General features: G+C 38.9%; 10 protein-coding genes. All 10 read left to right on the forward strand.

Annotated elements, in window-relative coordinates; translation table 11 throughout:
- Positions 1 to 156: 156 nt before the first annotated feature.
- Complete coding sequence (locus ACZ9EE_RS20150) at positions 157 to 1,620, forward strand: CoA-acylating methylmalonate-semialdehyde dehydrogenase (RefSeq protein ID WP_476033023.1); 1,464 nt, start codon at positions 157 to 159, stop codon at positions 1,618 to 1,620.
- Between the two features lie 93 nt (positions 1,621 to 1,713).
- Entirely contained in the window at positions 1,714 to 2,532 is an 819-nt protein-coding gene (gene iolB, locus ACZ9EE_RS20155; protein ID WP_476029909.1) for a 5-deoxy-glucuronate isomerase, read from the forward strand.
- Positions 2,533 to 2,548: 16 nt separating this feature from the next.
- Positions 2,549 to 3,547: a 5-dehydro-2-deoxygluconokinase gene (gene iolC, locus ACZ9EE_RS20160; protein WP_476029911.1), complete on the forward strand. Its 999-nt coding sequence runs from the start codon at positions 2,549 to 2,551 to the stop codon at positions 3,545 to 3,547.
- 13 nt (positions 3,548 to 3,560) lie between these two features.
- On the forward strand, positions 3,561 to 5,471 hold the full coding sequence (iolD, locus tag ACZ9EE_RS20165; RefSeq protein ID WP_476029913.1) for a 3D-(3,5/4)-trihydroxycyclohexane-1,2-dione acylhydrolase (decyclizing): 1,911 nt from the start codon (positions 3,561 to 3,563) through the stop codon (positions 5,469 to 5,471).
- Positions 5,472 to 5,564: 93 nt separating this feature from the next.
- On the forward strand, positions 5,565 to 6,431 hold the full coding sequence (gene fba / locus ACZ9EE_RS20170) for a class II fructose-1,6-bisphosphate aldolase (protein ID WP_476029915.1): 867 nt from the start codon (positions 5,565 to 5,567) through the stop codon (positions 6,429 to 6,431).
- Between the two features lie 639 nt (positions 6,432 to 7,070).
- Positions 7,071 to 8,282: an MFS transporter gene (locus ACZ9EE_RS20175; RefSeq protein ID WP_476029917.1), complete on the forward strand. Its 1,212-nt coding sequence runs from the start codon at positions 7,071 to 7,073 to the stop codon at positions 8,280 to 8,282.
- A 402-nt stretch (positions 8,283 to 8,684) separates the two neighbouring features.
- On the forward strand, positions 8,685 to 9,713 hold the full coding sequence (locus tag ACZ9EE_RS20180) for a LacI family DNA-binding transcriptional regulator (protein WP_476029919.1): 1,029 nt from the start codon (positions 8,685 to 8,687) through the stop codon (positions 9,711 to 9,713).
- A gap of 390 nt (positions 9,714 to 10,103) precedes the next feature.
- Entirely contained in the window at positions 10,104 to 11,534 is a 1,431-nt protein-coding gene (locus ACZ9EE_RS20185; protein ID WP_476029921.1) for a sugar porter family MFS transporter, read from the forward strand.
- Between the two features lie 160 nt (positions 11,535 to 11,694).
- Positions 11,695 to 12,717 (forward strand): Gfo/Idh/MocA family protein, encoded by a 1,023-nt coding sequence (locus ACZ9EE_RS20190; RefSeq protein WP_476029923.1) that lies wholly within the window; start codon positions 11,695 to 11,697, stop codon positions 12,715 to 12,717.
- Between the two features lie 30 nt (positions 12,718 to 12,747).
- Positions 12,748 to 13,689 carry a sugar phosphate isomerase/epimerase family protein gene (locus tag ACZ9EE_RS20195; protein WP_476029925.1) on the forward strand — a complete coding sequence of 314 codons (942 nt, stop codon included), beginning with the start codon at positions 12,748 to 12,750 and terminating at the stop codon, positions 13,687 to 13,689.
- Positions 13,690 to 13,769 lie beyond the last annotated feature (80 nt).

Consider the following 13,769-nt stretch of genomic DNA (forward strand, 5'->3'; position numbering starts at 1 on the left):
GATGTAATCAAATATAACCAAAATATAACCAACACATGATAAACATTTGAAAATGATGTACTAGTTTTAACAGCCAACTAGATGATTTTGCATTCTAATATACTCAAAAAACTACAATGGATTTTTCTTAAGGAGGAAGAATAGATGACTAATGTAATGGTGAAAGTAGAAAAACTAAAAAACTATATAAATGGTGAATGGGTCGAAAGTAAAACAGCACAATTTGAGAATGTCTATGATCCTGCTAAAAAAGAAATTATTGCCCAAGTTCCTCTTTCAACAAAAGAAGAAGTTGATTATGCTGTAGAAGTAGCAGCAAAGGCATTTGAAAAGTGGAAAAACGTACCGGTGCAAAAGCGGGCAAGAGTTTTATTTGACTTCCACCAACTTTTACAAAAAAATAAAGAAGAATTAGCCCGTATTATCACGATTGAAAATGGCAAAAACCTATCTGAAGCATTAGGTGAAGTAGGACGCGGAATTGAAAATGTGGAATTTGCTGCTGGTGCTCCAACACTCATGATGGGAGATTCGCTTACTAACATTGCAACAGATGTAGAAATCACGAATTATCGTTATCCAATTGGTGTTGTTGGCGGGATTACCCCATTTAACTTCCCAATGATGGTGCCATGCTGGATGTTCCCGATGGCCATTGCGGTTGGCAACACATTCGTTCTTAAACCATCTGAAAGAACACCGCTTTTAGCGCAAAAACTTGCTCAACTTTTAGAGGAAGCCGGTCTTCCTAAAGGTGTCTTCAACGTTGTTCACGGTGCACATGATGTGGTAAATGGATTGTTAGACCACCCAGAAGTGAAAGCTATTTCCTTCGTTGGTTCAAAACCTGTCGGAGAATATGTTTACAAACGCGGAAGTCAAAACCTAAAGCGTGTTCAAGCCTTAACAGGAGCTAAAAACCATTCAGTCGTTTTAAATGATGCGGATTTAGAACTTGCTACAACAAACGTGATTGCGTCAGCATTTGGTTCAGCTGGCGAACGCTGCATGGCTTGTTCTGTTGTAACCGTAGAAGAAGGAATTGCCGATGCATTTCTTGATAGATTAGTAGAAAAGTCAAAAGAATTAAAAATCGGTCACGGCTTGGATGAAGGCGTATTCTTAGGCCCAGTGATCCGCGAAGAAAATCAGAAGCGGACATTAGGGTATATCCAAAAGGGTATTGAAGAAGGTGCGAAATTAGTATGTGATGGCCGAGGAGACCTTCCTGAAGAAGGATATTTTGTAGGACCAACTATTTTTGACGATGTTACAACTGATATGGCGATCTGGAAAGATGAAATCTTTGCGCCAGTCCTATCAATCGTTCGTGTAAAAAACCTAAAAGAAGCTGTGGAAACAGCGAATCAATCAGAATTTGCAAATGGTGCATGTCTGTATACTTCAAACGCTTCAGCGATTCGTTACTTCCGTGAAAATATTGATGCAGGTATGCTTGGAATTAACTTAGGTGTTCCAGCGCCAATGGCATTCTTTGCATTCTCTGGCTGGAAATCTTCCTTCTATGGAACATTACCTGCAAACGGAAAAGACAGTGTTGATTTTTACACACGTAAAAAAGTAGTGACAGCCAACTATAAAGCGCCATCATTTGAATAAGTTACATTTAACTGTCATGTTCGGCTATTATCCTGCTAAATTAACAGGATAATAGCCATTAATAGAATTTACATAAATAGGAGGAAACTTCAAGTGAGTAAATTGCTCCGAAAACCAAACCCAAAGGAAATATCAAAAGGAGTTACCCTTGTCCATGAAGTGACAAATGAAAACTCCTCATTAGAATATGTGGGGTTTAAAGTAATCGACCTAACTCCAGGCAGTACATATACAGAGGAACTAGCCAAAGTAGAATGCTGCATTGTCGCCCTGACAGGTAAAATAAATGTGTCGGGTCATGAACAAGAATTTTTAAATATAGGCACTAGAGAAAGTGTATTTGAAAAGAAACCGACCGATAGTGTTTACGTATCGAATGATCGTTCGTTTGAAGTGAAGGCTGTGAGTCAAGCCCGTGTTGCTCTTTGCTACTCCCCATCCTTTAAACAATTGCCTACTAAGTTGATAAAAGCGGAAGACAATGGAATTGAAAATAGAGGGAAGTATAGCAATAAGCGTTTAGTTCATAATATATTACCAGACTCAGACCCTTCTGCAAATAGTTTACTAGTGGTCGAAGTATTAACGGAAAGCGGAAACTGGTCAAGCTATCCGCCGCATAAGCATGATCAAGATAACTTGCCGAATGAGTCCTTTTTAGAAGAAAGCTACTATCATGAAATGAACCCCCGCCAAGGGTTTGTCTTCCAGCGTGTCTACACAGATGACCGTTCCATTGATGAAACAATGGCAGTAGAGAATGGTGATGTCGTGCTAGTACCGGCCGGTTACCATCCTGTTGGGGTTCCTGATGGGTATGAATCCTATTACCTGAATGTAATGGCAGGACCAACACGAATTTGGAAATTCCACAATGAGCCAGCGCATGAATGGATCTTAAATCGCAAATAAGGAGATGTTAAAAAAAATGAACCTACAATTTCATTCTGATAGAGAATTTGACCTAATCGCCATTGGACGTGCATGCATGGACCTAAACGCGGTGGAATACAACTGTCCAATGGAAGAAACGATGACATTTAAAAAATATGTCGGCGGTTCACCTGCCAATATTGCGATTGGATCCTCGAAGCTTGGACTAAAAGCAGGATTTATCGGCAAAATTGCCAATGACCAGCACGGACGATTTATTGAGCAGTATATGCGTGGTGTAGGCGTGGATACATCCAACATGGTCGTTGATCAAGAAGGCCATAAGACTGGATTAGCGTTTACAGAGATTAAAAGTCCGGAAGAATGCAGTATTTTAATGTACCGAGATGAGGTAGCTGACCTTTATTTACAGCCATCTGAGGTAGATGAAGACTATATTAAAAAAGCAAAAGTTCTACTTGTTTCAGGTACAGCTTTAGCAAAAAGTCCTTCCCGTGAAGCCGTCTTAAAAGCCATTCATTTAGCCAAAAAACATGACGTGAAAGTTGTTTTTGAATTGGACTATCGTGGATATACATGGGCATCGCCTGAAGAAACAGCTGTTTATTATTCATTAGTGGCGGAGCAGGCCGATGTTGTGGTGGGGACACGTGATGAATTCGATGTGATGGAAAACCTTACAGAAGGCAGCAATTCTGAGACGATTAACCATTTGTTTAAATACTCTCCAGAACTAGTTGTGATTAAGCACGGTGTAGAAGGATCGTATGCGTATTCAAAATCAGGTGAAATATTCAGAGGCCATGCTTATCTAACAAAAGTATTAAAAACGTTTGGCGCGGGCGACTCTTACGCATCTGCATTTCTTTACGCTTTAATCACAGGTAAGGATATTGAAACCGCTCTTAAATTCGGCAGTGCCTCTGCAGCCATTGTAGTAAGTAAACACAGTTCTTCAGAAGCGATGCCAACCGTTGCTGAGATTGAACAATTAATTGCTCAAAGATCAGAAAAAGCTGAACAAACAGTTTGAGGTGAGAATAGCCATGGGAAAAATTAGATTAACGACCGCGCAGGCACTAATTAAATTTTTAAATCAACAATATATCTATGTTGATGGTAAAGAATCTTTATTTGTTGAAGGAATCTTTAATGTATTTGGACATGGAAATGTTTTGGGGATTGGGCAGGCACTTGAGCAATACTCAGGACATTTAAAAGTGATTCAAGGGAAAAACGAACAAGGGATGGCACATGCAGCGATTGCCTACAGTAAACAAATGCTTCGTCAAAAGATCTATGCTGTCACAACATCTGTTGGACCAGGTTCAGCCAACTTGGCGGCAGCGGCTGGGACGGCCTTGGCAAATAACATTCCGGTTTTGTTTATCCCTGGTGATACTTTTGCAACCAGACAGCCTGATCCCGTTTTACAACAAGTGGAACAAGAATATAGCTTAGCTGTCACGACAAATGATGCTTTGAAGCCAGTATCGAGATATTGGGATCGGATTACACGCCCAGAACAGTTAATGCCAAGCTTGCTTCGTGCCTTTGAAGTGATGACTGACCCAGGAAAAGCCGGTCCCGCAACGATTTGTATTGCACAGGATGTAGAAGGGGAAGCGTTTGACTATGACGAAAAATTCTTTGAAAAACGCGTCCATTATGTTGATCGTAAAGCACCGGTAGAGCGAGAGCTTAAAGGAGCTGCTGAATTGATCCGTACAAGTAAAAAACCGGTCATTTTAGTGGGGGGTGGAGCAAAATACTCTCAAGCGCGTGATATTTTAATCTCACTTTCAGAAAAACATAATATTCCATTAGTAGAAACACAGGCCGGTAAAGCAACGGTAGAGTCCAATTTTAAAAATAATCTGGGTGGAATGGGAATTACCGGTACACTGGCAGCCAATAAAGCAGCACGTCAAGCCGATCTATTTATTGGAATTGGAACACGGTATACCGATTTCGCCACTTCTTCCAAAACGGCCTTTGACTTTGACCAAACCAAGTTTTTAAACATCAATGTCAGCCGTCTGCAGGCTTATAAAATGGATGCCTTCCAGGTTGTCGCAGATGCAAAGACAACATTAGAGCAATTGGCTCCATTATTAGAAGGATATGAAAGTGATTTTGGCGGTGAAATTGCTGAATTGAAAGCGGAATGGAATGCCGAACGTGACCGTTTGAGTCAAGTAACATTCAAACGTGAGAATTTCCTTCCGGAAGTAAAAAATCATTTTTCACAAGAAGTACTAAATGAATATGCGGATGCACTTAACACAGAGCTGGCCCAGACGACGGCATTATTAGCGGTGAATGATACCATCTCACCAGATAGCGTAATCATCACTGCAGCCGGTTCCCTTCCAGGAGATGTACAGCGGATATGGAATACATCTGAACCAAATACGTACAATGTCGAGTATGGTTACTCATGCATGGGGTATGAGGTATCTGGAGCATTAGGGGTAAAATTAGCAGAGCCAACGAAAGAGGTATATTCACTTGTAGGGGATGGCAGCTTCCTATTGCTGCATTCTGAATTCATTACTTCGATTCAATATGGACAAAAAATCAACGTTGTCCTCTTTGATAATTCAGGATTTGGCTGTATCAACAATTTACAAATGGATCATGGCGGCGGCAGTTATTTCTGTGAATTTAGAACCCATGATAATAAAATTTTAAACATTGATTATGCAAAAGTGGCGGAAGGATATGGTGCAAAAACCTACCGCGTCAATACAGTCGAGGAATTGAAAGCAGCTTTAGAGGATGCCAAGAAACAGGAAGGCTCAACCCTAATCGATATTAAAGTTCTTCCTAAAACGATGACTGACGGCTATGAGAGCTGGTGGAATGTGGGTGTGGCAGAAGTATCTGATAAAGAAAGCATTCAAAAGGCATTTGAGTTAAGAAAGCAAAAATTAGAAACGGCAAAACAATACTAATACGGTAAAAACCACGTGAGGTTGGATCAAATTCACATGAATTTGATCCGCCTCCATTAGTTTGAAAATTTAGATTAGAGAGGAGGGATGGAAATGATCGCAACAACAAGATTAGTTCCGATGAAAGACATGCTTGAAAAAGCGAAAAAAGAAAAGTATGCAGTCGGACAATTTAATATCAATAGCTTTCAATGGGCAGAAGCGATGCTGGAAGCGGCTGAAGAGGAGCGGTCTCCTATCATTGTTGCCTCATCCGATAGACTAGTAGATTATTTGGGTGGATTTAAGACGATCGCTATGATGGTGAATAGAATTGTAGAGGAAAAGAAAATTACGGTACCAGTTGCACTTCATCTTGATCATGGGAATAGTGTGGAAAGATGTAAAGAGGCCATTGACGCTGGATATACTTCCGTTATGATTGACGGTTCGCACTATTCCATTGAAGAAAACATTGCCATGACAAAGCAAGTGACTGACTATGCCCGGCATCATGGTGTGACAGTCGAAGCTGAGGTCGGAACCGTGGGCGGTAATGAGGATGGTCTGATCGGCGGCATTAATTATGCGGATCCACAGGAATGTTTACGGCTTGTCCAAGAAACAAATATTGATGCACTGGCAGCAGCCCTTGGATCTGTACATGGACCCTATCAAGGAGAACCAAAATTAGGATTCACTGAAATGAAGGAAATTTCAGAATTGACCAATGTCCCGCTTGTCTTACATGGTGGTTCAGGCATCCCATTACACCAAGTTCATAAAGCGATTGAACTAGGACATGCCAAAATTAATGTGAATACAGAATGCTTGCAAGCATGGGCAAAAGCTGTTCGAAATGTGCTTGAGAACGATAAAGAAGTGTATGATGCCCGGACCATTCTTACGCCAGGTAAGGAAGCTGTGAAGGAAACAGTAAAAACGAAGATCAGAGAATTTAAATCAAGTTATAAAGCATAAACTCAACCGGATCCGTTAACTATCGCAAACAATAAAAAATGACTATCAAAGGGTTACAATTTGATAGTCATTTTTTATTGAAATATAGCCATTCCTTCAAATAGATACTGTACATTTTACTTACGAAGTTTAATATAACGTGGTAATTGGCGACCCCGTTGAACTATTTATTAAGCCCCCGGTCGTCAATAAGATTTATTGGCTACTTTTCTGATTCAATTTCTTAGCTTCCGGTCGTCAATCAGGTCTATTGGCGACCCTGTAGAAACTTTTTCTTGGCTTCCGGTCGTCAATCAGGTCTATTGGCGACCTGGTAGAAACATTTTCCTGGCTTCCGGTCGTCAATCAGGTCTATTGGCGACCCGGTAGAAACATTTTCCTGGCTTTCGGTCGTCAATAAGGTCCATTGGCGACCCTGTAGTATCATTTTCTTAGCTTCCGGTCGTCAATAAGGTATATTGCCTACCTTGCTGAATCATTTTTCTTGGCTTCGGTCGTCTATAAGATCTGTTGGCAACATGCAAAAATCATTTTATATTACATTCTAAGTGTGATTTAAAGTTTTGTGATAGGAAACCGGACCCGTGACAATCTTTTCACGGTATTTTCTTAACTATTATTGAATTGGAAGTGGTAGTCTTGAGTACTTTACGAACGAATCGAAATAAATATCTATTTATTGTTGTTTCCTTTCTATTATGGTTTCCGCAATTTCTCTATGTTCCTATTTTTTCACCTTATATGGAATCATTGGGCGGAAAGTATACATTTATTGGGATTGTATTGAGCAGCTACGGAATCATGCAGCTTTTATGCAGACTTCCGATTGGGATCTTTTCTGATGTAAAGAAAGTTAGGAAACCATTTATCATTTTTGGCATGTTGGCTAGCCTCTTAAGTTGTATGATTTTTTTACAAACTGATAGTTTAGGCTGGATTCTTGCAGCCCGCGCGCTAGCAGGAATTTCAGCGGCTACGTGGGTCGCATTTACAGTCTTATATCCAAGTTATTTTGCTGATCATGAAGTCCATCGGGCAATGGGAAGTATTTCATTTATTGTCGTCCTTGCCCAGTTTTTAGGGATGAGTTTCAGTGGTTCGATCGTAAGTGAATGGGGCTGGAAAGCTCCATTTTGGATAGCTGGAATTTTCAGCATTCTCGGTGTGATTCTATCCTTTTTTATTTTTGAACCCAAAGAAGGAATTAAGAGGGAACCACTAAAATTGAAGGATTTAGCAACGGTTTTTAAAGAACGATCCTTGTTGAAGGTGGCCCTCTTATCAATTTTGGCTCATAGTATTATTTTTTCGACCATGTTTGGATTTACATCCAACTATGCCCTTTCTATTGGTTTTTCGGCAAGTGAGCTAACCTTGATCGTGTTTGCATTTATGATCCCTCATGCCATTGCGACTCTTTTTATGGGGAGAGTACTTGTCCCGCTTTTGGGGAAATGGAATGCATTAAAAACAGCCTTTGTCCTTGCTTCAGTTTTTACGTTACTGATTCCATTCGTTCAAAGTAAAGAGTTATTTTTGGCCGTTCAGATTTTTAACGGATTTTCACTAGGCTTAATTTTCCCGCTGCTGTTAGGATTGGCGATTGAAAAAATTGCACCCGAAAAAAGAGCAACCGCCATGGGTGCCTACCAGGCGATTTATGCGATTGGCATTTTTGCGGGGCCATTTTTTGCAGGAATATTTAATTCACTTATGGGAATTAAAGCAGGATTTTATTTTGTTGGGGTATTGGGATTAGTGGCTACGCTCATCATCATCATTTGGGGTAAAGATTATGCCGAATTGGCAGTAGAAAAATCTGTCGAAAAAAGTAAGGCTGGTGCTTCGTAAATGTCGATTTGTTAAATTAGTTATATTAGAAGAAAAAAATATATTTTTTAATAAGTTATGAAACAACTATTGACTGAAAGCGTTTTTAATATTAAAATTTACTCATGAGTTATTCAATAGTTAACCAAAAAAACTATTGGATAACTTCTCCTTAAAATAGTTAAAAGGGAGGGAGCGGACTAAGAAGGATAAAGGAAATTCACCACTTTTTCCCTGCAGGAAATTGTACAAAAAGGAACTTTTAAAAATGATTTATCCGCAATTTTATTCTGTAACATGGACAAAAAGTGAACTCTTTATTGATTTTATAGACTGAATATTATAAACTATAATTCAAATCGCATACGTATGCGTATGCGTGGTCTAATAAAAAATAGATAATAAAGAGGCGAAAATGCTATTATGGCAATCACCACAAAAGATATTGCAAAAATGGCGAATGTAAGTCAATCTACCGTCTCCAGATGTTTAAATGACAGTCCAATGATTTCAGAGAAAACCAAAAGAAAAGTTTTGAAAATCGCACAAGAGCATGGCTTTCAATTTAATGCTAATGCAAGAAGCTTAAGTGCGAATAAAACCAATACAATAGGTGTCATTTTACCTAAGAGTTTATTTGGACAGGGTATAGAAGTGTACTTTAGCTCATGGCAGAATGAAATTATCGAAACTCTTGAACAAATGCAAATGGATGTTATTAGCTCATTTTTTGAGAATAGGTTTACAGAACAAAATAATATCGAAAGATTCATTGCTGCAAAGAAAGTAGATGGACTGATTATTATGGAGCCGTCTTTAGATGATAAATCCATAGAAGCACTAGAAAAAACGGAAGTCCCTTTCATATTCTGCAAGTATTTACCACCATTTTATAAAACAAAGGATGTAGATTTTGTTTGTGTTGACCAGTATAAAGGTGGGTATATTGCGGGTGATCACTTAATTAAACTAGGTCATAGGAACATCATGTGTTTGTCAGCTAATATCAGCGGCAGCGAGTTTGAACAACGGACTGAAGGCTTTAAAGCAGCGTTTAAGGATCATCATCTCCAGTATGATGATGATAAATTATTTTATGGGGACACAACTTTCTATTCGGGTTATCACTTGATACAGGAAAATATGGATATTTTAAAAGATGTGACAGCCATTTTTGCTCAGAATGATCTGATGGCACTGGGGGCAATCTCGGCAATGAAGGAACTGGATATAAAGGTTCCTAATGAGATAGCCGTTATAGGATTTGATGATATTGAGTTATGTACTTTCTATAAACCATATCTATCAACCATCCATCAACCTATAAAAGAAATTGCAACACTAACATGTAAACTTTTAATAGAGAAATTAAATTCAACATCCACCATGAAACAAAAACTAGAAATTAGTCCTACATTAGTTATTAGAGATTCTTGCGGAGGAAAAGTTTAACTTACTCCTTTTTCTCTCTTAATAATGCAAGCGCATGCATAAAGCGTAAAATTTTCTAGAAGATGAAAATTAGTAACATACTATTTTTTTAGGAGCAAATGCAATCGTATGCATTAAACGAAGTTAATTAGCAGGATATCTATGGAAACTAGTAAAAAAGCCTGATTAGATTAACAGTTTTTTAAAGATCAATAATGCAAGCGTATGCGAGATAAAGGAATTCCTAGATGGGTAATCATGATTGTTTGGTTATATCGTAAGTGTTGGGTTCAAAGTAGCAGGCTTTATTTTTAAAAGATCATTGTTATTGAGCCTAAGGAGACTCTAAAAATCATACATAAATGGCTCGGAAGTTCATTTTTAACATTAAAATGTGGGGGAGAAATATTTATGGTAAATCAGGTAACTGAGAAGGGGCGTACTCCAAAGGCATTTTTACGAATCATTACTTTAATATCAACATTCGGGGGACTACTGTTTGGATATGATACCGGTGTAATCAATGGTGCACTTCCTTATATGGCTAAACCCGACCAGCTCAATCTTAATGCATTAACAGAAGGACTTGTTACGAGTTCACTTCTTTTCGGAGCAGCGCTTGGAGCAGTGTTTGGCGGTAGGCTGTCAGATCGTAACGGCCGACGAAAGAATATTCTTAGTCTGGCATTATTATTCTTTATTGCAGCGCTAGGATGTACCTTTGCACCAAATGCAGGTATTATGCTTGTTTTTCGCTTTCTACTTGGTCTGGCTGTAGGTGGGGCCTCAGTTACAGTTCCAACCTTTTTAGCAGAAATGGCACCAGTCGAACAGCGGGGCAGGTTGGTTACTCAGAATGAGTTAATGATCGTTACTGGACAATTTCTAGCTTTCGCGCTTAATGCCACCATTGCATCAACATTGGGTGAAAATGATCACGTTTGGCGTTACATGCTAGTTGTGGCAACACTTCCAGCAGTTGTCCTCTGGTTTGGAATGCTAATAGTACCTGAAAGCCCGCGCTGGTTGGCATCTAAAGGAAAAATAGGGGAAGCTTTACGTGTTCTCCAACAAGTACGTGAAGAAAACAGGGCCAAAGCAGAATTGCAAGAAATTAAAGCTGCCATTGCTTCAGAATCTGAAATTCAAAAAGCAACAATGAAAGATTTGGGAGTGCCTTGGGTGCGACGCATAGTGGTTCTAGGGATTGGAATTGCAATGTCGTCACAACTTACAGGTGTCAACTCGATTATGTATTATGGTTCTGAAATTCTAAGAGAAGCTGGGTTTGCTACTAAGGCCGCTCTTATTGGTAATGTTGCTAATGGGGTGATTTCGGTATTGGCAACATTTTTCGGTATTTGGCTGCTTGGAAAAGTTGGCCGTCGATCAATGATGCTGAGTGGTTTGACTGGAACAACGACGGTACTTTTGCTTATTGGAGTGTTTTCGTTCCTTCTAAAAGGGGCTGCAATTCTTCCTTATGTTATGCTTTCCCTGACAGTCACGTTTCTAGCTTTCATGCAAGGAGCCATTGGGCCGGTATTATGGGTTTCGCTCTCAGAGATATTCCCGTTAAGACTGAGAGGCCTTGGTATGGGAATTAGCGTATTCTTCCTCTGGATTACAAATTTTGTAATTGGCTTGTTGTTCCCAATATTACTCGAAAAAGTTGGTTTATCAGGAACATTCTTCGCATTCGCGGCAGTAGGATTGGTTTCTATCACCTTTATTTGGAAAATGATGCCTGAAACGAAGGGACGCTCTCTTGAGGAGATTGAAAGTTACTTCCGGACCTATGATGAAGTTCATGTTGCTGAGAAAGCAGCAGCGTCAAAATAACAACTTCTGTTAAGACAATTATGTATGCGTCTACAAAATCTTGTGTTTTATAGATTGCTGCCTTTCCTATAAAAATGCAATTAAGATTTTTATAGGAAAGTGCTTAATCTAGGAAATTTATAAAGAATATTATTCAGATAATTAATAAGGAGTGTTTATTGTGGAATTAAAGATTGGTGTTATTGGTACGGGTGCAATTGGGATGGATCATATTCGAAGAATTACATATAAAACTAAGGGAGCAAAGGTGGTTGCAGTCTCTGATATTAATGTGGAAAGAGCGCAACAAATTGCTCAAGAGATTGGTGCTAAATTTGTAAAATCTGGAGAAGAGTTAATTAAATTGCCTGAGGTTGATGCAGTAGTTGTTACCTCTTGGGATCCAACACATGAAGGTTATGTTTTAGAAGCAATAAAAAATAAGAAATATGTATTTTGTGAAAAGCCTTTAGCCGTAGAAGCGGAGGGCTGTAAAAGAATCATTGATGAAGAAATAAAACTAGGGAAAAAATTAGTCCAAGTGGGATATATGAGAAGATATGATAGAGGGTACGAAGAAATAAAAGAAATGCTTGATAGCAGAAAACTTGGAGAAGTACTAATGCTTCACTGTGCTCATCGAAATCCTGGAGTAGATGAAAGCTATACTACCCCTATGGCTGTTGAAAATTCAGTTGTTCATGAAATCGATGTATTAAGATGGTTACTGAAAGAGAACTATGTAGCGGCACAAGTTATTTTGCCAAAAAGAACAACTAGTGCGCATAAGGAGTTACATGATCCTCAGATTGTCATTTTAGAAACTGAGTCGGGCATTCATATTGATATAGAAATCTTTGTGAATTGCCATTACGGATATGATATAAAATGTGAAGTAATGTGTGAAGAAGGAATGGTATCTTTATCAGATCCAGCTTTTTCAAGTGTTCGTACGGAAGGTAAGGATTTTACAAAAGTATCATCCGATTGGAAGGATCGCTTTGTAAAGGCATATGATAGAGAAATTCAGCTTTGGGTTGATTCCGTGAAGGCAGATGAATTAAATGGTCCAAATGCTTGGGATGGATATGTAGCTGCGATTACTTCTACGGCTTGTTCAAAGGCAAGAGATACGGGGGAACGTGTACAAATTCAACTTGATGAATGTCCAGCTTTATATAATGATCGCTTAGTTTTGGCATAAAAATAAACTAGATTGAGAGAGGTTTTTAACATGCGATTGTCATATGTAACTGATAGCTTAGGTCACTTACCTTTTGAAAAGATGTTGGATGCTGTTGCTGAAATGGGTATTGATACGATTGAGATGACAACAGGAGGATGGTCACCGGCTCCACATTTACGTTTAAATGAATTGTTGGAAAGTGAAGCAAAAAGAAGTGAATTTCTAGGTGAATTAGAAAAGCGGAATATTAAACTTTGCGCACTGAATTGTTCCGGTAATCCTTTAGATCCAGGTGAACTTGGTAAAGAGCATAGAGAAGTAACAGAAAAAACAATGGAGCTAGCTGGTCTACTTGGTGTTAAGAAGGTAATTATGATGAGTGGTCTGCCAGCAGGAAGCCCAGAGGATAAAATCCCCAACTGGATTACATATACAGTTAGTTGGCCCCCAGTATTAAAGGATATTTTAGATTATCAATGGAATGAAGTAGCAATTCCGTATTGGAAAGAGTTAGTGAAAAGGGCTGAAGCATGCGGTGTCGAAAAAATTGCCCTTGAAAATTTCAGTTCTATGTTAGTTTATAATCCGGAAACATTATTTAGATTACGGAATGCAGTTGGACCAATGGTTGGTTTGAATTTAGACCCAAGCCATTTAATCTGGATGGGTGCAGATCCAATTATTGCAGCAAGAGAATTAGGAGCTGCCATTCACCATGTTCACGGAAAAGACGTAAGACTTGAAAGACATTTATCTGCTATTAATGGCGTATTGGAAACAAAAGAGGTTACAGATACAGCAAATAGAGCATGGAATTATGTGGCTGTCGGCTGTGGTCGAGATTTACAATGGTGGAAAGAATTCTTCTCTGTTGTTCGCATGATGGGATATAACAGTGAAGTTTCACTTGAAATGGAAGATCTTACAATGTCCGTTGAGGCAGGAATCAGAACATCAGTTGATGCTTTAAAACAAACTCTTAGTTATTAAGATTAACAGAGAATTTTATCAAACGATGTTATTATACTCGCTTTTTAAAAATTAATATTCAGTTACACCTAAAAAGTAGA

Source organism: Bacillus sp. URHA0034 (assembly GCF_056280405.1).

Bases quoted from the DNA above. Each gene is read 5' to 3' on its own strand.
- ACZ9EE_RS20150 (WP_476033023.1), top strand. From the start codon at position 157: ATGGTGAAAGTAGAAAAACTAAAAAACTATATAAATGGTGAATGGGTC.
- iolC (WP_476029911.1), top strand. From the start codon at position 2,549: ATGAACCTACAATTTCATTCTGATAGAGAATTTGACCTAATCGCCATT.
- iolD (WP_476029913.1), top strand. From the start codon at position 3,561: ATGGGAAAAATTAGATTAACGACCGCGCAGGCACTAATTAAATTTTTA.
- fba (WP_476029915.1), top strand. From the start codon at position 5,565: ATGATCGCAACAACAAGATTAGTTCCGATGAAAGACATGCTTGAAAAA.
- ACZ9EE_RS20180 (WP_476029919.1), top strand. From the start codon at position 8,685: ATGGCAATCACCACAAAAGATATTGCAAAAATGGCGAATGTAAGTCAA.
- ACZ9EE_RS20185 (WP_476029921.1), top strand. From the start codon at position 10,104: ATGGTAAATCAGGTAACTGAGAAGGGGCGTACTCCAAAGGCATTTTTA.
- ACZ9EE_RS20195 (WP_476029925.1), top strand. From the start codon at position 12,748: ATGCGATTGTCATATGTAACTGATAGCTTAGGTCACTTACCTTTTGAA.